We start from the raw sequence: 24,983 nt of genomic DNA on the forward strand, positions 1-24,983 counted from the left end.
CTGCCACTCCTTCGAAAATACTTGCTCTATGGTTGCGAACAGACTGACAAAGTGGTAGAGGGAAACTGTCCATGATAACCATATTATTAGAGGGCGCTTGGTCATTCATCGCTTGTCGAATGAGTTGTAGCAACCAAATCAACTGTCTTGAGCGACGATTAAAGCGACTTCTTTCAAGCAGTCGACCACAGGGAAATAGTTGGCAGATTCGGTGAAAATGACGTTGCGATTTGATTCCTAGTTCAGCTTGCAATAACAGTAGGACTAATAGAGATTCATCCGAAACTTTTGACAAGCTGACATTATGACGATGTTTCAATGAATCGGGGCAATAATCCCGATAAAGCTGATGACAAATTTTGGATAATTGCTTCATATTCCATTGTAAATGATGGGATTTAGCGGTATACTGTAAGTGGCTCATTGGGACAACCTCCTGTTTGTTTCGTCACTTACAGTATAGTCCAAATGGGCTTTTTATAGTGTTTTGAGTTTAACTAGCACCACGGGTAGTTTCTTATATTAAGAAACAGAAAATCGCTCGAACAGAGCGATTTTTTATATGTTCTAAGCAATTGAAAAAATCCTTTAAATCCGCTATAATAGGTAAGTTGAAACAAGTTAGGAGTAGTCCAATGTAATAAGAATTTTCACAGAAATCGAAAGAAAAAGTATAAAAAAGAAAAAGAGGACAAAATGACGATTCAAGACGAAATTAAAAAACGCCGAACTTTTGCGATTATCTCTCACCCGGATGCAGGGAAGACCACGATTACAGAGCAGTTGCTTTACTTTGGAGGCGAGATTCGTGAAGCGGGTACGGTCAAGGGTAAGAAGACCGGGAACTTTGCAAAATCTGACTGGATGGATATTGAGAAGCAGCGGGGGATTTCAGTGACCTCTTCTGTCATGCAGTTTGACTATGCCGGAAAACGGGTCAATATTCTTGATACGCCTGGGCACGAAGATTTTTCAGAAGATACCTACCGCACTCTCATGGCCGTGGATGCCGCAGTCATGGTGGTGGACTCTGCCAAAGGGATTGAGGCTCAGACTAAAAAGCTCTTTGAAGTTGTCAAACACCGCAATATCCCAGTCTTTACGTTTATCAATAAACTGGACCGCGACGGGCGTGAACCCCTTGATTTGCTGGAAGAATTAGAAGAAGTACTTGGCATTGCCAGCTATCCGATGAATTGGCCAATTGGGATGGGGAAATCCTTTGAAGGTCTCTATGATTTGCACAATCAGCGACTGGAGCTTTATAAGGGTGATGAGCGCTTTGCCAGCATCGAAGAGGGAGAAAAAATATTTGGCAACAATCCATTTTATGCTCAGGTTTTAGAGGATATTGAACTCCTACAGGAAGCAGGAAATGAATTTTCACAGGAAGCTATTTTTAATGGGGAATTAACCCCTGTCTTCTTTGGTTCAGCCCTGACCAATTTTGGAGTGCAGACTTTTCTTGACACTTTCTTGGAGTTTGCACCAGAACCTCACGGACACAAAACCACAGACAATCAGGAAATCAGCCCGCTGGATAAGGATTTTTCAGGATTTGTCTTTAAAATCCAAGCCAATATGGATCCAAGACACCGTGATCGCATCGCTTTTGTCCGCATCGTATCGGGCGAATTTGAGCGCGGCATGAGTGTGAATCTGACCCGTATCAAAAAAGCTGTCAAACTCTCAAATGTCACCCAGTTTATGGCTGAGTCACGTGAAAATGTAGAAAATGCGGTGGCTGGAGATATTATTGGAGTTTACGATACCGGCACTTACCAAGTTGGCGATACCTTGACTGTCGGTAAAAACAAATTTGAGTTTGAACCGCTTCCAACTTTTACCCCGGAAATTTTCATGAAGGTTGCAGCTAAAAATGTCATGAAGCAAAAATCTTTTCACAAAGGGATTGAGCAATTGGTACAGGAAGGAGCTATCCAGCTTTATAGCAATTACCAGACTGGTGAATATATGTTGGGAGCTGTTGGTCAGCTTCAGTTTGAGGTCTTCAAGCACCGCATGGAAAATGAATATAATGCCGAAGTAGTCATGACACCCATGGGCAAAAAGACTGTTCGCTGGATTTCACCAGATGATCTGGACGAGCGAATGTCCTCAAGTCGCAATATCTTAGCCAAAGACCGCTTTGACCAGCCAGTCTTTCTCTTTGAAAATGACTTCGCCTTGCGCTGGTTTGCCGATAAATATCCAGATGTCAAGTTGGAAGAGAAGATGTGAGAGCGTTAAAAATCCGACAGAAAATTAGGAAATCTGGAGAAGAAGCAATTGCTTCTAGGAGGATTTATCTATTTTCCGAGGATTTAGTTTGAACTCAGTTAAAGAAAATGTGAGACTTGCACGGCATATGAGCAAAGTTTGAAAATTACGCTATTATTCGAGCTTTCTCATAATAATTTTTGAAACAGAACTGGGTTTTAAGTGAGTTTGTTTGTTAGAATCTTAAGCGTTTAGATAGATAAAGAAGTGTAATAACGATTGGTGAAGAATTGAGCATCTTTTTCAATTCTTTATATTAAAAGTCAATAAAGGAGAAAAGGGTGTTTATTGAAAAAGAATTAAAAGATGGAATGTCTTGGATAAACTTAGATGCAGATATTTTAAGTCAACATCCAGATTCTTATAAGGAATACAATATTGATGAAGAAACGATAGAGTACGCGTTAGATAAAAATGAACGAGCACACATGGATTACAATCGTGAAACAGGAACAGTCGTTTTTATTTTCAACGTATTAAACTTAAAAAGGGATAAGGATTATTATGAAACTATTCCTATGACCTTTATTGTACAGAAAGATAAACTCTTAACAGTTAGCAATAAAGCAAATACTTATGTTGTAGATATGATGAAAAATTATGTTGAACACCATGAGCCTGTAACAGTTTATAAATTTCTATTTGCTAGTTTAGAATTAGTGTGTAATTCTTATTATCCTGTAATTGAAAAAATGGATGAAACAAAGGATAACATCAATAGTCTATTGCACAAAACAACCACTAAGAAAAATCTCTTTGCTTTAGCAGACTTGGAAACTTCCATAGTCTACTTGGTAGCAGCTGCAAAGCAAAATCGTATGCTGTTAGAGCACATTAAAGGACATGCACTTTATCGTCATTTAGATGAAATTGAAAAAGAGCAGTTTGACGATGTCATGATTGAAGCTCGCCAATTAGTAGCAATGACAGACTTGATTTCTCAAGTTCTCAGTCAATTGTCAGGTTCTTACAACAATATTTTGAACAACAATCTGAATGATAATTTGACTGTTTTAACAATCATTTCAGTCCTCCTAGCAGTCCTAGCAGTTATCACGGGATTCTTTGGTATGAATGTGCCACTTCCGTTGTCTAATGATAAAAATGCTTGGATTTATATAGTTATTATCAGTCTTATTCTTTGGATTGTATTGACCAAAGCTTTGAAATGGTTGGCTAATAAAAAATAAAAATGATGTAGCCTTACCCCAATTTAGGACCTAGCTTCATCACTTTTATTTCTTTTTTTGCTTTCCAAATACCAGCCCAGCAGCCGGAGCAGAACCAAAAAATAGTTTTCCAGCCAGCCTAGAAGGTTGGCATTATTAGGCAGTTGTAGGTAGCCTAGCAGATAGTTGGTTCCAAAACCTAGCCCGCCAAGAATTAGTGCTAAGAGTACTAGACGCAGATAAAACCAGTCATATTTAATGAGAACACCAATCAGCAGAGGCAGAAGGGCTAAGTTCCAAAAGTCGATTTCTCGCTGCCAGTAGACGGAAAGACCGTAAGCTGAGTCAGAACCTAAAAGTTGGGGTTGGAAAATTTGAATAACAGCAGCCCCTAGCATGGCTACAATCAGTAGGATAAAGGCAAAGCGTAAAAACTTATTCATAGTGACTCTTTTTTATTTTTTTTTCATTATAAAAGAAAATAGTACATTTTCAAGTTAAATCTTATATCAAAAAAGAAAGTTAGCAGAAATCCTATCTTTTTATCATTCTTTGTGTTATACTAGATAAGTTACAAAATAGTCAGCTTTCTCAGTTGCTTTTGGCAAGTAATTAAGATAAAGTCTTTTCTATTGGAATACTGGTATCAAATTTACTGAATGAGAAAGCAAAATATGTTTTATAAGGTAGCTTCGCACTACCTTTTTAGAAAGAAGAAAAAATTGAAATTTAATGAATTACATTTGTCTGCTGAATTGTTAGCAGAAATTGAAAAAGCAGGCTTTGTTGAAGCCAGTCCAATCCAAGAACAAACAATCCCGCTTGCTATGGCAGGGAAAGATGTGATTGGACAAGCTCAGACTGGTACAGGAAAGACAGCTGCTTTTGGTTTTCCAACTCTCGAAAAAATTAACACAGAAAATCCTGTTGTTCAGGCTTTAGTCATTGCACCAACTCGTGAATTGGCTGTTCAAAGTCAAGAGGAACTCTTCCGCTTTGGTCGAAGCAAAGGAGTGAAAGTTCGCTCGGTTTATGGTGGATCTAGCATTGAAAAGCAAATCAAGGCTCTCCGTTCAGGCGCGCACATTGTCGTTGGAACTCCAGGACGTTTATTAGACCTCATTAAGCGCAAAGCACTGAAACTCAATCATGTAGAAACGCTAATTTTAGACGAAGCGGATGAAATGCTCAATATGGGTTTCTTAGAAGACATTGAAGCAATCATCTCACGCGTGCCGGAAGAGCGTCAGACCCTTCTCTTTTCAGCTACTATGCCAGATGCTATCAAGCGGATTGGCGTGAAGTTTATGAAAGAGCCAACACATGTCAAAATTGCAGCAAAAGAATTGACAACAGAACTGGTGGATCAATATTATATCCGTGTAAAAGAAAATGAAAAATTTGATACCATGACACGTCTCATGGATGTGGAACAACCAGAACTTTCTATCGTTTTTGGGCGTACCAAACGCCGAGTTGATGAATTGACTCGTGGACTTAAAATCCGTGGTTTCCGCACAGAGGGGATTCATGGCGATTTAGACCAAGGAAAACGTCTCCGTGTTCTTCGTGACTTCAAAAATGGTAATTTAGATATTCTTGTTGCAACGGACGTCGCAGCACGTGGATTGGACATTTCTGGTGTCACGCATGTTTACAATTACGATATTCCACAAGATCCCGAAAGTTATGTGCATCGTATCGGACGGACAGGTCGTGCTGGGAAATCTGGTCAATCCATTACATTTGTTGCACCAAATGAAATGGGGTATCTTCAAGTCATTGAAAGCTTAACTAAAAAACGGATGAAAGGTATGAAGCCAGCAACGGCAGAAGAAGCCTTTCAAGCTAAGAAAAAAGTTGCACTCAAAAAGATTGAGCGAGATTTTGCAGATGAAAGTATTCGCAACCAATTTGAAAAGTTTGGCAAAGACGCTCGCAAGTTGGCAGCTGAATTTACACCGGAAGAATTGGCTTTATATATATTGACCTTAACCGTACAAGATCCAGACACTCTACCAGAAGTAGAGATTGCGCGTGAAAAGCCATTACCATTTAAATATGTTCCGGGAGCTAATAAAGGCAATCGTAACAGCAAAAATGGACGTCGTAGTAATGATCGGCGTGACCGTACTAATGGGCGTGACAATTACAAAAAAGGTGGTCGCCACGATCGCTTTGACAAAGAAAAGCGTTACCGCAAAGACCACAAAAAACCTCGTAATACTTCAAGTGAGAAGAAAACAGGATTTGTCATCCGTAATAAAGGTGATAAGTAATTATACAATAATAAAAAGGCGAATAGAAGTTCGTCTTTTTATGTTTTTATAAGGAGATACAAAGTTATTTAAATACAATAGGCGTAGCAGTCTCTTGGAGAACTGCATCTAATTCAACGATATTTTGTTTACCTATTGTTTCAAGCCATTTAATTGTAGCAGCTTCGCCACCTTCTTGATAGGCTTTGGTAGCACCAGCCCAAGTTGCACGACCGCAAAGGACACCGTTGAAAGTTGAGCCGGATTCCTTAGCAAAGCGAAGTGTATCTTGGAAAAGCTGTGCGGATACTCCAGCAGATAAGAAAATAAATGGAAGAGAAGTGGCATCACTTTGTTCTTTGTAGAAGGCAGCAGCTTCTTCTTTGGTGTAAAGAACTTCATTTTCTGCGAATCCTTCAACATATTTCATATTGACTGGAACTTCAACTTTGAGAACATCTACACCAAATCGTTCTTGTGAGTAAAGCTTCATTGCTTCAATGACTTTGCGAGGTTTGAGTTTAGCATATTCTTTTTCATCCGTCACCTTGGCATCGTAAGAAACTAACTCAAGGAAAAAAGGTATGTCTTCTGCTTTGCATTCAGAAGCTATTCGCTCAATAAAGGCTTCTTTGACGTCATTGACTGCTCTATCTTCGTCAATATCTATATAGAGTAAGACTTTCACAGCATCAGCACCGTTTGCTTTGAGACGTTGGACGGAGACATTTTCGACGAGGTCAGGATAGCGACCGGGAACAGTTTTGTCATAACCTGTTTTTTCATAGGCAACTAATAATCCAGCGTTTTTATCACGAGCTTCCGCCGCTTTCCAACCTAACTCTGGATCAAGAAGGATAGAAGAAGCGTATTTTGTTAAGTATTTCGAAACTAGCACTTTAAAGGTTTCCAATTGCTCAACTGGAGTGTCTTCACCAAGCATACGACGCAAAGCCCCTCGTTGGTCAATAGCCAAAGCGCCGATAATTCTGTTTTTATCACATAAACGTTTTAATTTTTCTTGTTTTGTTGTCATCTTTAGGCTCCTTTTGTTTTGTATAGTTTAATTATAGAACAAAAATAAAACAAAGTCAAACAATATTTTACAAAAATCAAAAAAATATTGTTTTTAATTTTTCAAAATGAATAAATTGTTGTATAATATATTTGAGGAATAAAATTATATAAAACTAGAAAGGAGACAAAATGAAAGAAGGACGGCATAGAGTGATTCTCCAAGAATTGGATCAGCAAGGAGTGGTTTCTGTCAAGAAATTAAAAGAGTTACTAGATGTAACGGATATGACGATACGTCGTGATTTGATTGACTTGGAAAAGCAAGGTTTGTTGACTCGTGTTCATGGAGGAGCTCATAAAAAAGTAAAAAATGGCTTGAACGAAGCCTCCCATACTGAAAAAACAATGTTAAATATTGAAGAAAAACGAACAATTGCTCAAAAATGTGCCAATTTGATTTTTTCTGGTGATACAGTTTTTATCGGTTCGGGAACAACGACGGATTTTATCGGAGATTATTTGGCTGATAAAAGTGTGAGTATTGTGACAAATTCGCTTCCTATTTTTGAAAAATTAAAAGATAATCCCAATTGTGACATTATTCTGATTGGCGGTCGTTATCGGGTGAAAACACAAACGTTTGTCGGACAATTTGCTAATAAATTATTGAAAGAAATCAAAGTTTCTAAAGCATTTATTGGCGTCAATGGAATTGACGGTCATAATGTCACGACTGCCAATGAAGAAGAAGGAAATGGCAATGCCATTATCTTGAACAATGCGATTGAAAAGTACATTGTGGCAGATAATAGCAAATTTGACAGCTATTCTTTCTATTGTTTCTATCAGTTGGATGGTTTGGATGCAGTAATTACAGATGATCATATCTCACCAAAGGTCAAGGAAAAGTATAAATCATATACAAATGTTTTATAGTTAATATTTTTATCACCTGTTCATATAGGAGCAGGTGATTTTTGTTTTGTATCTTTCGTGCGGTATTGATACATCCTATTAAAAAACAGGTCTCGTCCATATTAGACTGAGCCTGATTTTCTGAGTATTGAGCTTTTAGTCGTGGTATTCACCGCGAGCCCATTTAGCATTTTCTTCATCGAAAATATGGTCATTTTTAGCGATTTCAGGGCTAACTTCAATGCTATTATCGATTTTTTCAATCAATTGTTTGTTGGCTTCTGTTGGTTCATACTCTGTTTCAAGAAAGACATCAACGATATTGTGAATAAGATTTTGACCAAGAATACGTCCACCAAAAGCGATGATATTTGCATTGAGTTCTTTCTTTGCATAGTGTGCGGTTAGAACGTCACCAACAAGAGCTACACGAGTACCGGGAACTTTGTCAGCAGAAGCAGAAATACCGACTCCTGTACCGCAAAGGGCAATTCCAAGATCAGCTTTTCCTGAAACAACATTTTCTGCAATCAGACGACCAAAGATTGGGTAATGAGTCCGGTGAAAGTCGTAGGTTCCGACATCAATGACTTCATGACCGAGGTCTTTTAAATGTTCAGAAATTTTCATTTTTGTATCTGTTACGATATGGTCACAGCCGAGAGCGATTTTCATAATTTTTCCTCCTACCCTTTAACATAATTTATTAAGCATATCAATGCGAACTTGGTGACGCCCAGCATCATAGTCAGCTTTTAAATAAGCTTCTGCACAGGCATTTGCCAATTCTTCACCGAGAATAGCTGTACCGAGAGTGATAATGCGTGTAGAATTGTGGCGAATGGTCATCATGGCAGAATGCTCATCTGAAACAGCAGCACAAATGATCCCACGGTGTTTATTCGCAACCATATAAGAACCAACTGCAAAACGGTCAAACAAAATACCACGGGCAGTATCATCTTTTCGTAATTCTTCAACAAGAGCGTCTGTCGAGTCGACAAAATCAGCAGCACCTTCTTGTTCGTTGAGATCTTTAATGTCATAACCAAGTTGGAGTAAATGAGTTTTTACTTTATTTTTTAACTCAAAACCATCACGGTCTGTACCTAGTATAACTTTCATTGTTATACCTCCTTTTTTTATTTCACAACAACATCATAACATCTCACACAAATATTGTCAAACAAAAAATAACATAAAAAAACAAAATAAACTATTGACACCGTTTACATATAATGATATACTTTGTTTATAAACAAAATAAAACAAAATAGAAGGGGGAATATGATGGAACTTTATCAGTTATTTGATAAAGATTTAGTCTTTTGTCTGCATGCTGACAGTCAGGAAGACCTTTTTAATCAAGTTGCTGACCTTCTTGAAGATAGACACATTGTAACGTCTTCTTATAAGAATGCCTTAATTGAACGAGAAAAGTCCTTTCCTACGGGGCTGGACATGGAATTTTTAGGAAAAGATTTGCCAAATGTAGCAATTCCGCATACGGATATTGTTCATAATTTAGCAGAAAAAGTGGTTGTAGTCCGCTTGGATCAGCCGGTGACTTTTCATAATATGATTGTTCCGTCAAATGAAGTACAAGTATCGCTTTTGTTCTTCATTATCAATAATTCTAATGCCAGTCAAACGAATATCTTGGCTCAATTGATGGACTTTTTTACTGCTGACGGCAACCTAGAGTCCTTATCCAAGTTGGATGAGGAAGATAAACTATTTCATTATATATCGGAAACAATAAATCATTAAAAATAAAAATGGAGGATTTTACAATGATTAAAATTTTAGCAGCCTGTGGAGCAGGGGTAAACTCAAGCCACCAAATCAAAAATGCTCTTGAAGAAGAACTTTCAAATCGCGGCTATGATGTTCAATGCGATGCGGTAATGGTCAAAGATGTGAATGAAGACTTGATAAAAGGTTATGATATTTTCACCCCAATAGCAGCAACGGATTTGGGATTTGAACCGGGGATTCCTGTTATTGAAGCAGGACCAATTTTATTCCGTATTCCAGCCATGAGTGCACCAGTATATGACAATATTGAAGCAGCTATTAAGGAACATGGACTTAGTTAAAGTAATTCATTAGAAAAAATGAAAAATTGAAACGCTAGATAAAAACAATTTTTATCTACTGAAATAGTTATTTCACTTTTCGTTCACTATCTTTCAAAAAATAAAATCGGGAGGATTTTTTATGAATGTCATTATTGACTTAGCCAATCGCTTCTTTAAACCCATTTTAGATATGGGGGCACCAATTATCATGTTGATAGTCTTAACGGTGCTTGCTTTATGCTTTGGAGTGAAGTTTTCCAAAGCCTTGGAAGGTGGTATTAAACTTGCCATAGCTCTTACGGGTATTGGTGCCATTATCGGTATGTTAAATGGTGCTTTCTCGGCTTCACTTGCGAAATTCGTTGAAAATACAGGAATTCAACTCAATATTACAGACGTTGGTTGGGCACCATTGGCGACGATTACATGGGGTTCTGCTTGGACGCTTTACTTCTTACTCATTATGCTCATCGTTAATGTCGTGATGTTAATTACGAAAAAAACGGATACCTTAGATGTTGATATTTTTGATATTTGGCATTTATCAATTACAGGTCTATTGATTAAATGGTATGCGGATAATAATGGTGTTAGCCAAGGAGTGTCGCTCTTTGTGGCAACGCTTGCAGTCGTACTTGTCGGAGTAATGAAAATTATTAACTCTGACTTAATGAAACCAACATTTGATGACTTGCTTAATGCGCCTAGCTCATCACCAATGACCTCTACTCACATGAACTACATGATGAATCCAGTTATCATGGTTTTGGATAAGATTTTTGATAAATTCTTCCCTTGGTTGGATAAATATGACTTTGACGCTGCAAAATTGAATAAGAAAATTGGTTTCTGGGGCTCTAAATTCTTCATTGGATTTATCCTTGGGATTGTAATTGGAATTATGGGAACGCCGCATCCAGTATCTGGCGTTGCCGAAGCAGCAAAATGGTCACTTGTTATCAAGGGTTGGTTATCTCTTGGTTTGACAGCTGGTGTCTGCTTGGAATTGTTCTCACTTATTGGTTCTTGGTTCATCGCGGCAGTAGAACCTCTTTCACAAGGAATTACAAATGTTGCAACAAAACGTCTTCAAGGACGTAAATTCAATATTGGACTTGACTGGCCATTTATCGCAGGTCGTGCAGAAATCTGGGCATGTGCCAATGTTTTAGCACCAATTATGCTAGTAGAAGCAGTCCTTCTTTCTAAAGTCGGAAATGGTATTTTGCCACTTGCTGGGATTATTGCAATGGGTGTTACTCCAGCACTTCTGGTTGTTACACGTGGTAAACTCATTCGGATGATTGTATTTGGAACTCTATTGCTTCCGCTCTTCCTTCTATCTGGAACCCTTATTGCGCCATTTGTTACGGACTTAGCGAAAGGCGTAGATGCATTTCCTAAAGGGGTAGCTAGCACACAATTGATTACCCACTCTACTCTTGAAGGTCCAATTGAAAAATTACTTGGTTGGACAATCGGAAATGCTACAACAGGCGATATCAAAGCTATCTTTGGTGTTATTGTCTTTCTAGTGTTCTATATTGGTATCTTTGCATGGTATAGAAAACAAATGATTAAGCGAAATGAAGAATACGCTGCAAATGCAAAATAGAAGAATAAGATAACAATAAGCTGGGCTATTCCTTTTGAAATAGTCTGGCTTTTGATTGAAAAAAAGAAAGGAAGAAACATGATTCATTTAGTTTGTCCAAATCCAGCTTTGGATCGGACAGTTTTACTTAGTCATTTTAAAGAAGATGTGGTCAACAGACCAAATCAAGTGCATGAGAATGCTGGCGGAAAGAGTTTTAATGTGGCTTATGTCCTGAATTGCGAGAAAGGCGAAGAGCAAGGAAATTTTTGCATTCATACAATGTTAGGTGGCAAAATGGGCGAATATATTCAACAATTAAATGAAGAAGATGGTATTCCGCTTGTTGTGACAGAGGTTGATAAAAATACGCGTACTTGTACAATTATGATTGATACAGAATTAGGAAAGACCTATCTTGTGTATGAAGCTGGATTTGAGCTGAATAAGGATTTATTAGAACAATTCACCACAAATCTTATAAAGCACATTCAACCTGGCGATAGCGTTGTGTTTTCTGGCTCTTTGATGAAAGGGATGCCAGATGATTATATTGCACAAATTGGTCGTCTTTTGCCAGAAGATGTGAATTTAGTAGTAGATACAAGTGGTGCCGCACTAAAAGCAGCTTTCACAGCACAGCCTGACATTGTAAAAATTAACGATGAAGAATTAGCAGAATTAACAGGATGTCCAGTTGAAACTGCAGAAGAAGCAGCAAAACTTCTCAAAGAATATACTAAAATTCCTTATTTCATTGTGACAATGGGAGGAAAAGGAGTCGTAGCACGCCTGCAGGATGATGTTTTCCAACTGACGTTTCCAGCAATTCATGTCAAAAATCCTATTGCGTCAGGGGACTTTTTCCTTGGAAGTCTCTGCCATGCTTTAGAAAGTAAAGGGAGAGTTGATAGAGAAGCTGTCATTCGTGCCTGTGCTTATGCAACAGCTAACTGCCTGCAATGGACTCCAAAAGTAGACCTAGCCGATGTAAAACGAATTGTAGACGAAATCGAACTAACAACTTTGTAGTTTCTTTCTACAGTTTATATGATATTTTTTGAATGTATTGACTTAGAAAATCCCCTCTTTATATAATAAAATAGATTATTTTATTATAAGGAGGTCGTATGACTTTATCAGGACTTATTGTTTTAGCGGTATTTGTATTTCGGTTGGTATTTCTAAAAATATCGATGAAGAATGAGAAAGCGATATTGGCAAATGGTGGGCGCGAATATGGCGTGCAAAATACCAAGTATATCACTATTCTTCACATTTTATTTTACCTTTCTTGCTTTACTGAAGCTACGATACGTCAGGTTCAGTTTGACGCACTTAGTGCTATAGGATTTGGCCTGTTGCTATTTTCAATGTTTATGCTCTATGTTGTGACACAGCTCTTAGGTGAAATTTGGACTGTAAAATTAATGCTGGTTAAGAATCATAAATTTGTTGATCACTGGCTTTTCCGCTATGTGAAACATCCCAATTATTTCTTGAACATCGTTCCAGAGTTGATTGGTTTAGCATTACTTTGTCATGCACTAATTTCATTTTGTATTCTATTTCCTCTATATGCGGTAGTTTTGTATAATCGCATCAAGGAAGAAGAGAAATTACTCAAAGAAGTCATTATCCCAAATGGTATTGCACAGAAGTAAGCTATTTTTTAAAGTATAGAATGAAAGATTTTAAAATTACACAAATTATCTATTTTGTATAATTTTTTAAAAACAAAGTAAGAAAGGGTTTACAAAAGTTTGAAAATGTGTTAAACTTTATTCATAAAGTAAAATAAAACATGGATTGTAACTAAGAAATTAGGCGAGACCATAAATGACCCAAGTAAAAAATCTTGGTTTGTTTATGGTTTTTTTATGTTTTACAAAAAGATTGTTAGGAAGGAGGACACGAATGTTTCGAATTGTCCAGCCACTAAATAATAATGTTGCGGTGGTCAAAAATGAAAGTGGTGAACAGGCTGTTGTCATGGGGCTCGGTATCATTTTTAAAAAGAAAAAAGGGGATTTGTTGGCAGAAGAACGAGTAGAAAAAGTCTTTCAACTGAAAAGTGAAGAATCGCGCGAAAACTTTTCTGCTTTGTTAAAAGATGTTCCCTTGGACTTTATCACGACTAGTTATGAAATTATTGATTATGGTATTCAACAGTTCCAATTTCCAGTTCAAGAGTACATCTATGTAACCTTGACAGATCATATTTATTGTAGTTATCAAGCGCTGCAAAGAAATACTTATAAAAGTAATCACTTGCCGGATATGTCGGAGCAATATCCGACGGAGTACAAAATTGCTGAGCACGCTTTGGTGATTTTAAAAGAAAAATTGGATGTGGATTTTCCAAAAGATGAGATTGGGCGGTTGGCCTTACAGTTTATCAATGCGAAAGGCGAAGATGTCGTGATTAGTAAAGATGAACAAACACTGACCCGACAAATGATTGCTTTGGTGCAAGAGGAACTTTTAAAACATGGTATTAATCGGACAAAAAAGAATAGTAATTTTTACGACCGTTTGATGATTCATTTGACATACTTTATTGAGCGTTTGGATCAGGATGACAGTGATTTAAAAGTCTCCATGAAGAATTTAGAAGAACATATCAAAAAGGATTATCCAGAAGCCTATCAAATTGGCGAAGATATTTATGAAGTCATTCGTCAGCATTTGGGTGGAGGACTTCATCCAAATGAAAAGGTATATTTGGTGATTCATATTCAAAGATTATTGTAAAGGAGAAGACATGTTTCAATTACCAGAAGATTTTATTTTTGGCGGTGCGACTGCTGCTTATCAAGTAGAAGGAGCTACAAAAGAAGGTGGAAAAGGTCCGGTCGCTTGGGATGAATTTTTAGAAAAACAAGGACGATTTTTGGCAGATCCAGCTAGTGATTTCTATCATCAATATTCAAAAGATATTGAGTTGTGTGAGAAGTTTGGCGTCAATGGCTTGCGCTTGTCTATTGCTTGGAGCCGTATTTTTCCAGAGGGACGTGGCAAGGTCAACCAAGAAGGAGTAGAGTTTTATCACCGTGTATTTGCTGAATGTGCGAAACACCATGTCCTGCCATTTGTTACACTGCATCACTTTGATACTCCGAAAGTTTTGTTTGATCAAGGTGATTTTCTCAATCGTGATACGATTGAAGCGTTTGTGGAATATGCTGAATTTTGTTTTCAAGAATTTCCAGAGGTTCATCATTGGAGCACTTTTAACGAAATTTATCCTGTTGCGACCAATCAATACTTGCTCGGTGTCTTTCCTCCGGGGATTCAGTATGATTTGAGTAAGGTGATTCAATGTCTTCACAATATGATGTATGCGCATGCGCGCGTAGTAAATCTTTTCAAGGAGAAAGGTTACCTTGGTGAAATTGGAGTGGTGCATTCTTTGGAAACAAAATACCCAGCAACAGACAGCGAAGAAGATAAGCATGCAGCTTTTCTGGATGATGCGCTTTCTATTCGTTTCTTGCTAGATGCTACTTATCTGGGGTATTATTCTGAGGAAACAATGGAAGCTCTTAAGGAAATTTGCGCAGCTAACAATGCTAGTTATGAATTCCTTGAGAGCGATTTTGAAGAAATGAAAAAAGCTAGTCATCGAAATGATTATCTTGGAATCAACCATTATCAATGTCATTTTGTTAAGGCTTATCAGGGCGAATCAACCATTCATCATAATGGAACGGGTGATAAAGGCACTTCGGTTTATAAAGTGAAAGGCATTGGAGAACGGATTTACAAGGAAGGGATTGAACGAACAGACTGGGATTGGATTATTTACCCAGAAGGTTTGTATGACCTTTTATTGAGAATTAAAAAAGACTACCCACATTATCAAAAGATTTATATCACTGAAAATGGAATGGGCTATAAAGACGAGTTTGACAATGGCATCATTATGGACAAGCCGCGGATTGATTATTTGAAAGTGTATTTGCAATCTTTAAGCAAAGCTATTGATGCTGGTGTTGTGGTAAAAGGATATTTTCTTTGGTCTTTAATGGATGTTTTCTCGTGGTCAAATAGCTACAATAAACGCTATGGCTTGTTTTACGTTGATTTTGAAACTCAAAAGCGTTACCCTAAGGAATCAGCTTATTGGTACAAGCATGTTAGTGAAACAAAGATTGTGATTTAAGAAGGGAGATAAGATGAATAAAAACGAATTACAAATGTTAGGATTTGAAATCGTAGCTTATTCGGGGGATGCACGTAGTTGTTTACTGAATTTGCTGAAAGAGGTTCGTCAAGGTAATTTTACAAATGTAGATGCTGCTTTAAAAGAAGCAGATGAAAATTTAAATTTAGCCCACAATTCACAAACGCAGATTTTAGCACAAGAGGCAGCTGGGGAAGATTTAGATTTAGGATTTATCTTTATTCACGGTCAAGATCATTTGATGACGACATTATTGTTAAAAGAATTGATCGTAGATTTTATTGAATTATATAAAAATCAATACAAGGAGGACTAATTCCATGAACGGAATTATCAAACAAATTGAGAAAGGAAAACCTTTCTTTGAAAAAATATCACGCAATATTTATCTTGGCGCTATTCGTGACGGCTTTTTAGCCGCTATGCCTGCCATTTTATTTTCAAGTATTTTTATCTTGTTAGCAGCAATTCCAGAAATTTTTGGATTTAAGTTGCCAAATGATGTTTCCACCTGGCTTTGGAAAGTATATGGCTATTCTATGGGTGTAGTAGCTATTCTCGTGTCCGCTACGACTGCTCGTTGTTTGTCAGAATCAATGAACCGCAATATGCCGACCAACAAGACTATCAATTCGGTTTCTGTTATGTTGGCTTCCATTGTGAGCTTCCTCCTTTTAAGTGTGGATCAAATTGAAAACGGTTTAGCCAATGGCTACATGGGAACAAAAGGGATTTTAGCGGCTTTTGTAGCAGCTTTTATCACGGTGAATGTTTATAAATTCTGTGTATTGAAAGACATTACTATTAAGATGCCAAAAGAAGTTCCTGGAACAATTTCTCAAACTTTCCGTGACGTCTTTCCATTTTCATTTGCAGTATTTGCTGCTGTTCTGATTGATACAATCGTACGTTATTTCTTTGGGCATTCGTTTGCAGAAGCTGTTATCACACTTCTCCAACCTTTGTTTACCGCAGCTGATGGCTATTTAGGAATTTCGATTATTTGGGGAGCAATGGCGCTCTTCTGGTTTGTTGGTGTGCATGGTCCTTCAATTGTAGAACCAGCTATTGTCGCGATTATTTATGCAAATGTGGAAACGAATTTACAGTTGGTAAAAGCAGGTCACCATACTTCAAACGTGTTGACAGTTGGACTTGGAAACTTTGTTGGCACAATGGGTGGTACAGGTGCAACATTGGTTGTTCCATTCCTCTTCATGCTCTTTGCAAAATCTAAGCAATTAAAAGCTGTCGGGAAAGCTTCCTTTGTTCCAGTTTGCTTTGCAGTCAATGAACCATTGTTGTTTGCAACACCGATTATTTTAAATCCTTATTTCTTTATTCCATTTTTAATCACTCCAATGATCAATGTTTGTGCTTTCAAGTTCTTTGTTGATGTGTTAGGTATGAACAGTTTTATGTATGTCCTTCCTTGGGCAACGCCAGCACCGATTGGCTTGATTTTAGGTACGGGTGCAGGAATCTTATCTATTGTCTTGATGCTGCTGTTGATTGTAGTTGATTCTCTCATCTACCTTCCATTTATTAAAGCGTACGATGATTCATTAGTAGAAGAAGAAGCGAAAAAGGCAGAAGTGATTGAGCTTGAAGAAGCAGCAGAAGCTGAAATAGACGATCAAATTCAAGCGGTTGCAGATGGAAAGCATCATAATATTTTGGTTCTATGTGCCGGTGCAGGGACAAGCGCCATGCTAGCAAATGCACTAACAGAAGGCGCAGCAGAGTTAGGCATAGACCTCAGTTCAACAGCTGGTGCTTATGGTTCGCACTACGATATTATGAAAGATTTTGACATGGTTGTGCTAGCTCCACAAGTCAATTCTTACTATGAAGATATTAAGAAAGATACGGATAAATTGGGCATCAAACTTGTTGCGACAAAAGGTGCTGAATATATCAAATTGACACGTGATCCTAAAGGCGCTGTGCAATTCGTTCTTTCGCATTTTGAATAACTAGCCTTCTTATAAAATGTTCGTTTAAAAACTGATAAAACCTATTTCTTGTTTTATCAGTTTTTTAAAGCGAACACTAAAATATTAAACTAAATAGAAATAGGAAAACTGTATGAAAATAGGATTAAGATTGTCGCTTGTTTTTGCTGCTAGTCTTTGTTTGCTTGGAGGAGTCATTCCTATTAAAGCTAATGAAAATACTAAAATACGTGTTGATAAAGTAGAAAATTTATCATCTGATTTTATCATGGGGACGGATATTTCAACAGTAATTGCTCAAGAACAAAGTGGTGTAGAGTACAAAGATGAAAATGGGAATGTCAAAGATATCTTTGATATTTTGAAAGAAAATGGTGTAAATTACATTCGCGTCAGAGTATGGAATAATCCTTATGATCATAACGGACATGGTTATGGCGCTGGAAATAGCGATATAGAAAAGGCGATTGAGATTGGAAAACGAGCTACAGCACATGGTATGCGGCTACTAGTAGACTTTCATTATTCAGATTTTTGGGCTGATCCAGGACGTCAAGTTCCACCAAAAGATTGGACAAATATGAATGTGTCTGAAAAATCAGAGGCTTTATATCAATACACCAAAGCTAGTCTTGAAAAAATAAAAGCAGCTGGTGTAAATGTAGGAATGGTTCAAGTTGGTAATGAAACAACGAGTAGTGGGATAGCAGGTGAAGCAGGAGAGGAACGCTATCAGTTGTTTGCAGCAGGCGCCAAAGCAGTGCGAGAAGTGGATGCAACTATATTGATAGCTTTTCATTTTACTAACCCAGATAAAACGGAAACGATACTGAATTACGCAAAAGGTTTATCAGATCACCATATTGATTATGATGTGTTTGCTACTAGTTATTATAGTTTTTGGCATGGTAATTTAGATAATCTGACTTCAGTTTTAAAGACAGTGACCGAAAAGTATGGGAAAAAGACACTTGTAGCAGAGACTTCTTATGCCTATACATTAGAAGATGGAGATGGTCAACAAAATGTTATCCGAACACAAAATCAAATGCTGGTAGGTGGCTATCCTGCCTCTATTCAAGGGCAATCGCATGCCTTACGAGATGTCATTGATGCAGCCAATAAAGCAAGTGCATTAGGCATCTTTTATTGGGAACCAGCTTGGACACCGGTTAGTTCCAAAGGAAAAGAAGTAAATACACCTATTTGGGAAAAATACGGTTCGGGCTGGGCTTCTAGTGCCGTCATTGGGTATGATCCAAATGTTAATCAGGAAAATTACGGTGGCTCTGAATGGGATAATCAAGCATTGTTTGATTTTACAGGAAAAGCTTTGCCATCACTTGCGACATTTAAATATGTTTATACTGGGTTGAATACAAATCTAAAATATGATAAGAATGAAGAAGTAGAGCTGCAAGAGAGTTTGTTATCAAATTCTAGCTTTGAGGAAGAAGATCTTTCAGATTATACTTTTAACGATTTTATCAAGCGTAGACAAGACACGCCTAAAACAGGCAAGTATGCCATGAATTTCTACAATGGCACAAGCGATTATACAACTGGCGTTGAAAGAAAGGTAACACTTCCAGCAGGAACTTATCAATTTTCTGCTCAAATTCAAGGTGGTGATACGAATGGCTCTGAAGATATTTATGCTTTTGCTCGTGCTGAGGCAGTAAATGTTCAAAGTGAAAAAATCAAACTAGCTGGTTGGTCAAATTGGCAGACAGCTAAATTGAGCTTTACATTAACAAAAGAGACAGAGGTGACACTGGGAGTATTTGTGAAAGCAAATAAAGGTTCATGGGGAACAATTGACGATTTGCTTTTAACCAAAGAAGGAGTAGATAAGACAAAGTTGGGAACCACTCTTTCTTCGGCAAAAGAAAAATTAGCGGAAACTATGCATTATACAAAGGATTCACTTGCGAACTTAAAAGAACAAGTAGAAGAAGCACAAGTTATTTTACAAAAAGATGATGCGACACAAGCAGAGATTGATGCAGAATGTGAAGCATTACAGACTGCTATTCAAGCCCTTGTACCACTAGAAAATCAATCTTCATCTAATGTTCAGCATGAAGATACCAAAAAAACAAAGGAAAATTCTAATAACAAAGATCAAAAAGGAGAAAACTCCCATGCTGGGTTTACAGATTCGGATTCATCTAATAAAAATGGAAAGTCTTCTCAAACGAATAGGAACAAGGAAACTTTGCCTACTACAAGTGACAAAAAATTAGCTAAAACCAAAGAATTATTACCAAGTACAGGGACTAGCATGTCATATTTAGCTGGTATCGGTGTTGTTTTTCTGAGTGTCTTTGTTGCTGTCATTTCTAAGAAAGATAACCAATAAATCATTGAAAAAAGTAGAAAGACCTCCCGCTTTCTACTTTTTCTTATCTGCAATATATTCTAATTTTTGTTGTCGTGTTTTTCTTTTAAAGAGGGCTTCGGCTGACATGGCAGAAGGTTTGTCGGGAAATTCTTCTTGATACAAAAGAGTAACGGGTAATCGTGTACGCGTGTATTTGGCGCCTTTTCCAGTATTATGCGTATAAAGTCGTTTTTTGACATCGGTTGTGTACCCTGTGTAGAGAGAGCCATCGGCGCATTCCAGAACGTACATGTAGGCTTTAGTTCCCATAGTAAATCTCATGAATTTCTGGAGTGTAGCTGCCATCTTCATTATGAATGAAAAGCGGTGGCAGGATTTTTAACCCGTCACGGGAACCATCTTTGATAGCTTCAATGAGGAGCATATTGGCTTCGCGATTTGCTTTTGGGTAAACAAACTGAATACGTTTTGGAGCTAGATTATGCGCTATCATGGTGTCAATAATATCAAGGAATCGTTCAGGACGATGCACCATTGCTAAACGTCCGTTGGACTTTAAAACTCGTTGGGAGATTTGACAGATTTCTTCCAGATTGGTCGCAATTTCATGCCGTGCAAGCAGATAGTGCCGGCTTGCATTGAGATTAGAATGTTCATCCACTTTAAAATAGGGTGGATTGCATAAAATCATGTCCACTTTGCTCCCGTTTATATAGTGGGTGAGATATTTCAAATCATCCTGAATGACCTGCATTTGGTGGGTTAGACCATTTAGCTCAATAGAGCGCTCTGCCATATCTGCCAGTCTCTCTTGAATTTCAACCGCTATGATTTGAGCCTTGGTTCGGGTGCTTGCAAAAAGTCCAACAGCACCATTTCCAGCACAAAGATCCACGATAAGACCGCGCTTAGGTAAGTTTGGGAAACGGGAGAGGAGTACACTATCTACTGAGTAGCTAAAGACCTCTCGATTTTGAATAATTTTGACGTCAGTAGAAAAGAGCTGATTGACTCGCTCACCGTCTTTTAAAAGAATTTCTGCCATATACCCTTATTATATCATGATGTAGAGGAAAAGAAGTAACAAAAATAAGCAGTAAGACAAAAATGTACGGTTTTTCTTACTGCCTGTAGGTATTAATTCTTAAGATTTATAAACTTTGCTCCCGTTTGTTCTGTATGTGTGTCACGACAATAAAAGTAATTGTAAAGAGAATCATCAGAATAATGTAGATAGGGAAGCTATTGCTGGTTAGAGTAGCGATTTCAATGTATTTTTGTAGAAGGATGGCTGTTCCAAAGAAGCCAATGAGTGACCAGAGGATCAGCAGAATCCGCCAGAGATTGAGTGGCAGGCAGGCACGAACAACAGATAGAAAGCCGATAGAGCCTAATAAATAATAAAGTAGAGTTGAGATTTCCACCTGTGACCAGCCATGCAGCCCACCGAAAATATTGACAAATAAAACGCTAAAGACGACCATTAGTCCACTTGGTAGAGCCTTAAAAATAGCTTTTTTAAGAAAGTCGGGTTCGACTGGTTTGATATTGCGCTCAAAGGTGAGGACAAAAGGTGGTAAACCTTCAACAAATTGGTCAATCAAGGTGATTTGAATGGGGATAAATGGAAAGACTAAGAGCCATTCTGCTCGTCCCAACAGAATACTAGAAATACAAATGATTGTCAAAATGAACGAATAGGTTGTTTTAATGAGGAAAATCGGTGCAATGCGGGCGATGTTATTAACAACGCGGCGTCCTTCAAAGAGAATTTCAGGGACATCATTAAAATCAGAATTAAGCAAGACGAGATTGGCAACTTGTCGGGTTGCAGGATCCCCTTCAGCCATGGCAATGGAGCAGTCTGCTTCCCGTAAGGCTAGAATATCATTGACCCCGTCACCGGTCATAGCTGTGGTATGCCCTGCTTTTTTCAGGGTTTGAATGATAAGTTTCTTTTGATGAGGAGAAACACGACCAAAGATAGCAGTCGTTTCTGCCAGCTCAATCAACTCTTGATCCGTTACTTTTGAGCAATCAACATAACTTTGGTAGTTTGCAAATCCTGCCTTTGCAGCAATGTTTGATACAGTAATTGGATTGTCACCTGAGATGATTTTTAAGCCAACTTCTTGTGAGCGTAAGTATTCCAAAGTATCAGCTGCCCCGTCACGAATCGGATCTGTGATTTCTAAAATGGCAATGGGGTGAATGCTACTTGGTAAGTGAATGTATTTATGGTCAATGCGTTCAGGACTAATAGCTAAAGCAATCACACGCGAACCACGCTGTTGGGCTGCTTGGGCAACCTCAATCTCTTTGTTAAAGAGCATTTCAGGCGCACCGAGAAAGACAGTACCTAAGTCCGACATTTCCATAGCTCCCCATTTACGGTCACTAGAAAATGGAATAGCGTTACTCGTTTGGTAATTAGAAGGACTTGTAAATTGTTTACGGATTGCTTGGGCAGTTGGATTATTGTCGTCACTTGCCGCAATATAAGCACTAAGAATATCAGCAATTGCTTGTTCTGAAAAATCTTGTGTAAGCGGGCTGACTGTTTCGACGTGCATTTTTCCTTGTGTAATGGTGCCTGTCTTATCAAGGCAGAGCATATCAACACGAGCCAGCGTTTCAACGGAGTACATTTCCTGTACAAGGACTTTTCGTAACCCCAACTTGATGACAGCTGTTAAAAGAGAAGTAATCGTTAAAAGAGCAATTCCTTTTGGTAGCATTCCTAGAAGAGCCGTTGAGGTATTGACAACTGAGTCTTTGACAGGTAAATGTTTTACCAAGAGAGCTTCTAGAAAGAGCGCAATTCCGAAAGGGATAATGATTTTTCCTGTAAAACCTGCAATCTTGTCCATGGATTTCATGATACGAGAATTGATTGGTTTGACAGTCTTAGCCTCTAGCATCAGTTTAGAAGCATAGTTATCAGATCCAACATGGGTGATTTCAGCTACTACATGACCACTGACAAGAAAACTTCCTGAGAGCAGTTGATCCCCAATCTCCTTTTGGACAAGGTCACTTTCTCCTGTTAACATAGCTTCGTTGACTTCTGCAAAACCATCTAAAACAGTTGCGTCACTTGGAATTTGTTCCCCTGCAGTTAAGCGAATGACATCACCTAGAACCAATTCTTCTGGATTAATAGATGTGGTTTGCCCATTACGGATAACACTAATCTTTTCTTTATTTAAGAGATTGAGCTTATCAACCATGTGCTTGGCGCGTAACTCTGTGACGATACCAGAGAAAGCATTAAAGCAGATAACAGCGAAGAAAACTAAGTTGCTCCATGCTTGAACAGAAACGAGAGCGACAGCGATTGCAAAATTTAACGCATTAAATAGCGTAAAAACATTACGCTTGATGATTTGCCAAGTGCTGATACTTGTATTGACTGTAAAATCATTGGTGAGTCCTTGTGAAATTTTTTCTTGGACTTGCTGGTGGGTTAATCCCGTAAATTCTTTCATGTTCATGAGGTTAATCATACCATTTTTTTAGTAAAATTTCTAATAGAATTCATTCAGCTGTAACAGTTTCAAAGCAAAAAAAGTTTGCGAGTGGGCATTGGATAAGGTATAATGAAAAGGATAAGAAGGGAGAGCCTATGTTTTATAGATATTTAAGAAGATTGGTGATGTTGATTTTATGGGCTTTAAATGGTAATGCTCACTACCACCATTTAGAGAACATTCCAGACCAAGAGGAAAATTATATTTTAGTGGCTCCACACCGTACTTGGTGGGATCCTGTTTACATGGCTTTTGCAACAAGGCCCAAGCAATTTATCTTTATGGCAAAGAAAGAACTGTTCACAAATCGCGTTTTCGGCTGGTGGATTCGCATGTGTGGCGCATTTCCAATTGACCGTGAAAATCCAGGAGCATCTGCTATTAAATACCCCGTCAAGATGTTGAAATCAAGCAATCGGTCTTTGATTATGTTTCCAAGTGGAAGCCGACATTCGACAGATGTGAAAGGTGGCGTTGCACTGATTGCTAAAATGGCAAAGGTGCGCATTCTTCCAGTTGTTTATGTAGGACCGATGAGTCTGAAAGGTTTAGCAAAAGGCGAACGTGTAGACATGGATTTTGGACAACCTATTGATATTTCAGATATCAAAAAGATGAATGACGAGGGTGTGGAAGAAGTCGCCCGTCGTATTCAGACAGAATTTGATCGCTTAGATGCCGAAGTAGCTACACTTCAAGTGAAAAAAAATCCAAATATATTATTGCTACTCCCCCGTTTGATCGCTCTGTTACTGTCAATTGTTGTTGGCTTACTAACATTTGCTTTCAGTTTCATCGCAAGTTTCGTTTGGGATCCTGACAAACATAGGAAATAAAAATCTTGTAAAAGAAGCATGTCTCACCTTTTCTAGAAGGAGCATCTATGAAAATAGCAATTTTGCTGTATTCAGCATGTTCATTGCAGGAAATCACAACTTTGACATCAACGCTTTGTCTTTCTTTTGGGCAGTCTTTGGACTATCTTGCTTCAGAAAAGAAAGTCTATACGAGTGAAGAAGGATTGCAAGTTATTCCAGATTTTACTTTTGCAGAAGTACAAAATGTAAAGTATGATTGTATCATATTGCCAGGCACACTAGAGCCATTTGTTAGCCTTTATGATTCCAGACTAATCTCTTTTTTGGAGAGGGTAGACACAAAGCGGACGATAGTAGCGGCTATTTCCTCATCTCCTATGTTTTTAGGAAAAGCTGGTTTGTTGAGAAGCCGGTATTACACAGGTGGTCTGTATATGGAGTTGGTAGAGTATTTTTCTTTTTTGGAAAAAGCAAATTTTCTCCATCAGCCTGTTGTAAAAGATAAGAATGTTATTACAGCTATTGGATTTGCTTATGTAGAATTTTTTCAGACCGTTTTGGATGCTTTAGGATTAGAAGTGCCGAGCGATTTCTTTTTGAGAAAAAATTCTTACACTCCCGAAGAGTTAACGTATCATTTAGAGACAACTGATTATCAAGAAATACTGCAAGAAATTTTACGATATGAACAAAAATTCCAGAAATGATTTTCTGGTTTTTTTACTATGAATTTTAAGATAAAAAGAACCTAAACACACAAAACATACATGAAAGCGCTTGCTAAAATAGACTTAAAATAGTATACTAAATTTAAGGTATACGGTTTAAAAAGGTGA

Annotated in this window: 23 protein-coding genes and 1 pseudogene; 16 read left to right on the forward strand and 8 right to left on the reverse strand. The window is 37.9% G+C overall.

The window, feature by feature from the left end; genetic code table 11:
• Positions 1-424, reverse strand: a pseudogene (locus HMPREF3249_RS05500) (IS982 family transposase); the annotation flags it as partial.
• 272 nt (positions 425-696) lie between these two features.
• Between HMPREF3249_RS05500 and HMPREF3249_RS05505 the strand changes: the two are divergent.
• The gene (locus tag HMPREF3249_RS05505) at positions 697-2,241 is read left to right on the forward strand and encodes a peptide chain release factor 3 (protein WP_003041312.1); all 1,545 of its coding nucleotides are present in this window, start codon (positions 697-699) and stop codon (positions 2,239-2,241) included.
• 320 nt (positions 2,242-2,561) lie between these two features.
• Entirely contained in the window at positions 2,562-3,470 is a 909-nt protein-coding gene (locus tag HMPREF3249_RS05510; RefSeq protein WP_003030058.1) for a magnesium transporter CorA family protein, read from the forward strand.
• A gap of 23 nt (positions 3,471-3,493) precedes the next feature.
• On the opposite strand, the gene HMPREF3249_RS05515 is transcribed toward HMPREF3249_RS05510, so the two are convergent.
• Positions 3,494-3,892, reverse strand: coding sequence for a hypothetical protein (locus tag HMPREF3249_RS05515; protein ID WP_003030057.1), 399 nt, complete (start codon positions 3,890-3,892; stop codon positions 3,494-3,496).
• 279 nt (positions 3,893-4,171) lie between these two features.
• Between HMPREF3249_RS05515 and HMPREF3249_RS05520 the strand changes: the two genes are divergently transcribed.
• Entirely contained in the window at positions 4,172-5,728 is a 1,557-nt protein-coding gene (locus tag HMPREF3249_RS05520) for a degradosome RNA helicase CshA (protein WP_059221334.1), read from the forward strand.
• Between the two features lie 64 nt (positions 5,729-5,792).
• On the opposite strand, the gene lacD is transcribed toward HMPREF3249_RS05520, so the two are convergent.
• Entirely contained in the window at positions 5,793-6,743 is a 951-nt protein-coding gene (gene lacD, locus HMPREF3249_RS05525; protein ID WP_003030055.1) for a tagatose-bisphosphate aldolase, read from the reverse strand.
• Between the two features lie 170 nt (positions 6,744-6,913).
• Here lacD and HMPREF3249_RS05530 point away from each other — a divergent pair, with 170 nt between their 5' ends.
• The gene (locus HMPREF3249_RS05530) at positions 6,914-7,660 is read left to right on the forward strand and encodes a DeoR/GlpR family DNA-binding transcription regulator (RefSeq protein WP_003030054.1); all 747 of its coding nucleotides are present in this window, start codon (positions 6,914-6,916) and stop codon (positions 7,658-7,660) included.
• Positions 7,661-7,795: 135 nt separating this feature from the next.
• Here the strand turns inward: HMPREF3249_RS05530 and lacB are convergent, their stop codons facing one another.
• Together lacB and lacA are read right to left on the reverse strand one after the other, a co-directional pair.
• Positions 7,796-8,314, reverse strand: coding sequence for a galactose-6-phosphate isomerase subunit LacB (gene lacB, locus HMPREF3249_RS05535; protein ID WP_059220966.1), 519 nt, complete (start codon positions 8,312-8,314; stop codon positions 7,796-7,798).
• Between the two features lie 18 nt (positions 8,315-8,332).
• Positions 8,333-8,764: a galactose-6-phosphate isomerase subunit LacA gene (gene lacA / locus HMPREF3249_RS05540; RefSeq protein WP_059220965.1), complete on the reverse strand. Its 432-nt coding sequence runs from the start codon at positions 8,762-8,764 to the stop codon at positions 8,333-8,335.
• A 165-nt stretch (positions 8,765-8,929) separates the two neighbouring features.
• On the opposite strand from lacA, the gene HMPREF3249_RS05545 reads away from it, so the two are divergent.
• The 10 genes from HMPREF3249_RS05545 (at position 8,930) to HMPREF3249_RS05590 (ending at position 19,817) form a co-directional block, all read left to right on the forward strand.
• Positions 8,930-9,409, forward strand: a complete 480-nt coding sequence (locus HMPREF3249_RS05545) for a PTS sugar transporter subunit IIA (RefSeq protein ID WP_059221333.1) — start codon at positions 8,930-8,932, stop codon at positions 9,407-9,409.
• A gap of 23 nt (positions 9,410-9,432) precedes the next feature.
• A complete protein-coding gene (locus tag HMPREF3249_RS05550; protein WP_003023769.1) occupies positions 9,433-9,738 on the forward strand; it encodes a PTS sugar transporter subunit IIB in 306 nt (101 codons plus the stop codon).
• A gap of 121 nt (positions 9,739-9,859) precedes the next feature.
• Positions 9,860-11,335, forward strand: coding sequence for a PTS galactitol transporter subunit IIC (locus HMPREF3249_RS05555; protein ID WP_049493402.1), 1,476 nt, complete (start codon positions 9,860-9,862; stop codon positions 11,333-11,335).
• 78 nt (positions 11,336-11,413) lie between these two features.
• Entirely contained in the window at positions 11,414-12,346 is a 933-nt protein-coding gene (locus HMPREF3249_RS05560) for a 1-phosphofructokinase family hexose kinase (RefSeq protein WP_049533134.1), read from the forward strand.
• A gap of 98 nt (positions 12,347-12,444) precedes the next feature.
• On the forward strand, positions 12,445-12,978 hold the full coding sequence (locus HMPREF3249_RS05565) for an isoprenylcysteine carboxyl methyltransferase family protein (RefSeq protein WP_059220963.1): 534 nt from the start codon (positions 12,445-12,447) through the stop codon (positions 12,976-12,978).
• 253 nt (positions 12,979-13,231) lie between these two features.
• Positions 13,232-14,068, forward strand: coding sequence for a PRD domain-containing protein (locus HMPREF3249_RS05570; RefSeq protein ID WP_070496822.1), 837 nt, complete (start codon positions 13,232-13,234; stop codon positions 14,066-14,068).
• Positions 14,069-14,078: 10 nt separating this feature from the next.
• On the forward strand, positions 14,079-15,479 hold the full coding sequence (gene lacG / locus HMPREF3249_RS05575; protein ID WP_070867513.1) for a 6-phospho-beta-galactosidase: 1,401 nt from the start codon (positions 14,079-14,081) through the stop codon (positions 15,477-15,479).
• Between the two features lie 13 nt (positions 15,480-15,492).
• On the forward strand, positions 15,493-15,816 hold the full coding sequence (locus HMPREF3249_RS05580; protein WP_003030041.1) for a PTS sugar transporter subunit IIA: 324 nt from the start codon (positions 15,493-15,495) through the stop codon (positions 15,814-15,816).
• A 4-nt stretch (positions 15,817-15,820) separates the two neighbouring features.
• Complete coding sequence (locus HMPREF3249_RS05585) at positions 15,821-17,476, forward strand: PTS lactose transporter subunit IIBC (protein ID WP_059220958.1); 1,656 nt, start codon at positions 15,821-15,823, stop codon at positions 17,474-17,476.
• A 112-nt stretch (positions 17,477-17,588) separates the two neighbouring features.
• A complete protein-coding gene (locus tag HMPREF3249_RS05590) occupies positions 17,589-19,817 on the forward strand; it encodes a glycosyl hydrolase 53 family protein (protein ID WP_049533130.1) in 2,229 nt (742 codons plus the stop codon).
• 33 nt (positions 19,818-19,850) lie between these two features.
• Here the strand turns inward: HMPREF3249_RS05590 and HMPREF3249_RS05595 are convergent, their stop codons facing one another.
• The 3 genes from HMPREF3249_RS05595 to HMPREF3249_RS05605 form a co-directional block, all read right to left on the reverse strand.
• Positions 19,851-20,108: a GIY-YIG nuclease family protein gene (locus tag HMPREF3249_RS05595; RefSeq protein WP_049533129.1), complete on the reverse strand. Its 258-nt coding sequence runs from the start codon at positions 20,106-20,108 to the stop codon at positions 19,851-19,853.
• Positions 20,098-20,844, reverse strand: a complete 747-nt coding sequence (locus HMPREF3249_RS05600; RefSeq protein WP_049533128.1) for a tRNA1(Val) (adenine(37)-N6)-methyltransferase — start codon at positions 20,842-20,844, stop codon at positions 20,098-20,100. Before HMPREF3249_RS05600 ends, HMPREF3249_RS05595 begins: the two co-directional genes overlap by 11 nt.
• A 106-nt stretch (positions 20,845-20,950) precedes the next feature.
• A complete protein-coding gene (locus HMPREF3249_RS05605) occupies positions 20,951-23,305 on the reverse strand; it encodes a cation-translocating P-type ATPase (protein ID WP_049533127.1) in 2,355 nt (784 codons plus the stop codon).
• 119 nt (positions 23,306-23,424) lie between these two features.
• On the opposite strand from HMPREF3249_RS05605, the gene HMPREF3249_RS05610 reads away from it, so the two are divergent.
• Together HMPREF3249_RS05610 and HMPREF3249_RS05615 are read left to right on the forward strand one after the other, a co-directional pair.
• Complete coding sequence (locus HMPREF3249_RS05610; RefSeq protein ID WP_037567033.1) at positions 23,425-24,165, forward strand: lysophospholipid acyltransferase family protein; 741 nt, start codon at positions 23,425-23,427, stop codon at positions 24,163-24,165.
• 47 nt (positions 24,166-24,212) lie between these two features.
• On the forward strand, positions 24,213-24,854 hold the full coding sequence (locus tag HMPREF3249_RS05615; RefSeq protein ID WP_049533126.1) for a DJ-1/PfpI family protein: 642 nt from the start codon (positions 24,213-24,215) through the stop codon (positions 24,852-24,854).
• Positions 24,855-24,983: the final 129 nt, after the last annotated feature.

Source organism: Streptococcus sp. HMSC36C04 (genome assembly GCF_001839535.1).
Lineage (GTDB): Bacteria > Bacillota > Bacilli > Lactobacillales > Streptococcaceae > Streptococcus > Streptococcus hominis.

Coding starts and splice junctions, on each gene's coding strand:
- HMPREF3249_RS05505 (WP_003041312.1), top strand. CDS start 697: ATGACGATTCAAGACGAAATTAAAAAACGCCGAACTTTTGCGATTATC.
- HMPREF3249_RS05515 (WP_003030057.1), bottom strand. CDS start 3,892: ATGAATAAGTTTTTACGCTTTGCCTTTATCCTACTGATTGTAGCCATG.
- lacD (WP_003030055.1), bottom strand. CDS start 6,743: ATGACAACAAAACAAGAAAAATTAAAACGTTTATGTGATAAAAACAGA.
- HMPREF3249_RS05530 (WP_003030054.1), top strand. CDS start 6,914: ATGAAAGAAGGACGGCATAGAGTGATTCTCCAAGAATTGGATCAGCAA.
- lacB (WP_059220966.1), bottom strand. CDS start 8,314: ATGAAAATCGCTCTCGGCTGTGACCATATCGTAACAGATACAAAAATG.
- lacA (WP_059220965.1), bottom strand. CDS start 8,764: ATGAAAGTTATACTAGGTACAGACCGTGATGGTTTTGAGTTAAAAAAT.
- HMPREF3249_RS05545 (WP_059221333.1), top strand. CDS start 8,930: ATGGAACTTTATCAGTTATTTGATAAAGATTTAGTCTTTTGTCTGCAT.
- HMPREF3249_RS05550 (WP_003023769.1), top strand. CDS start 9,433: ATGATTAAAATTTTAGCAGCCTGTGGAGCAGGGGTAAACTCAAGCCAC.
- HMPREF3249_RS05555 (WP_049493402.1), top strand. CDS start 9,860: ATGAATGTCATTATTGACTTAGCCAATCGCTTCTTTAAACCCATTTTA.
- HMPREF3249_RS05560 (WP_049533134.1), top strand. CDS start 11,414: ATGATTCATTTAGTTTGTCCAAATCCAGCTTTGGATCGGACAGTTTTA.
- HMPREF3249_RS05565 (WP_059220963.1), top strand. CDS start 12,445: ATGACTTTATCAGGACTTATTGTTTTAGCGGTATTTGTATTTCGGTTG.
- HMPREF3249_RS05570 (WP_070496822.1), top strand. CDS start 13,232: ATGTTTCGAATTGTCCAGCCACTAAATAATAATGTTGCGGTGGTCAAA.
- lacG (WP_070867513.1), top strand. CDS start 14,079: ATGTTTCAATTACCAGAAGATTTTATTTTTGGCGGTGCGACTGCTGCT.
- HMPREF3249_RS05580 (WP_003030041.1), top strand. CDS start 15,493: ATGAATAAAAACGAATTACAAATGTTAGGATTTGAAATCGTAGCTTAT.
- HMPREF3249_RS05585 (WP_059220958.1), top strand. CDS start 15,821: ATGAACGGAATTATCAAACAAATTGAGAAAGGAAAACCTTTCTTTGAA.
- HMPREF3249_RS05590 (WP_049533130.1), top strand. CDS start 17,589: ATGAAAATAGGATTAAGATTGTCGCTTGTTTTTGCTGCTAGTCTTTGT.
- HMPREF3249_RS05595 (WP_049533129.1), bottom strand. CDS start 20,108: ATGGGAACTAAAGCCTACATGTACGTTCTGGAATGCGCCGATGGCTCT.
- HMPREF3249_RS05600 (WP_049533128.1), bottom strand. CDS start 20,844: ATGGCAGAAATTCTTTTAAAAGACGGTGAGCGAGTCAATCAGCTCTTT.
- HMPREF3249_RS05605 (WP_049533127.1), bottom strand. CDS start 23,305: ATGATTAACCTCATGAACATGAAAGAATTTACGGGATTAACCCACCAG.
- HMPREF3249_RS05610 (WP_037567033.1), top strand. CDS start 23,425: ATGTTTTATAGATATTTAAGAAGATTGGTGATGTTGATTTTATGGGCT.
- HMPREF3249_RS05615 (WP_049533126.1), top strand. CDS start 24,213: ATGAAAATAGCAATTTTGCTGTATTCAGCATGTTCATTGCAGGAAATC.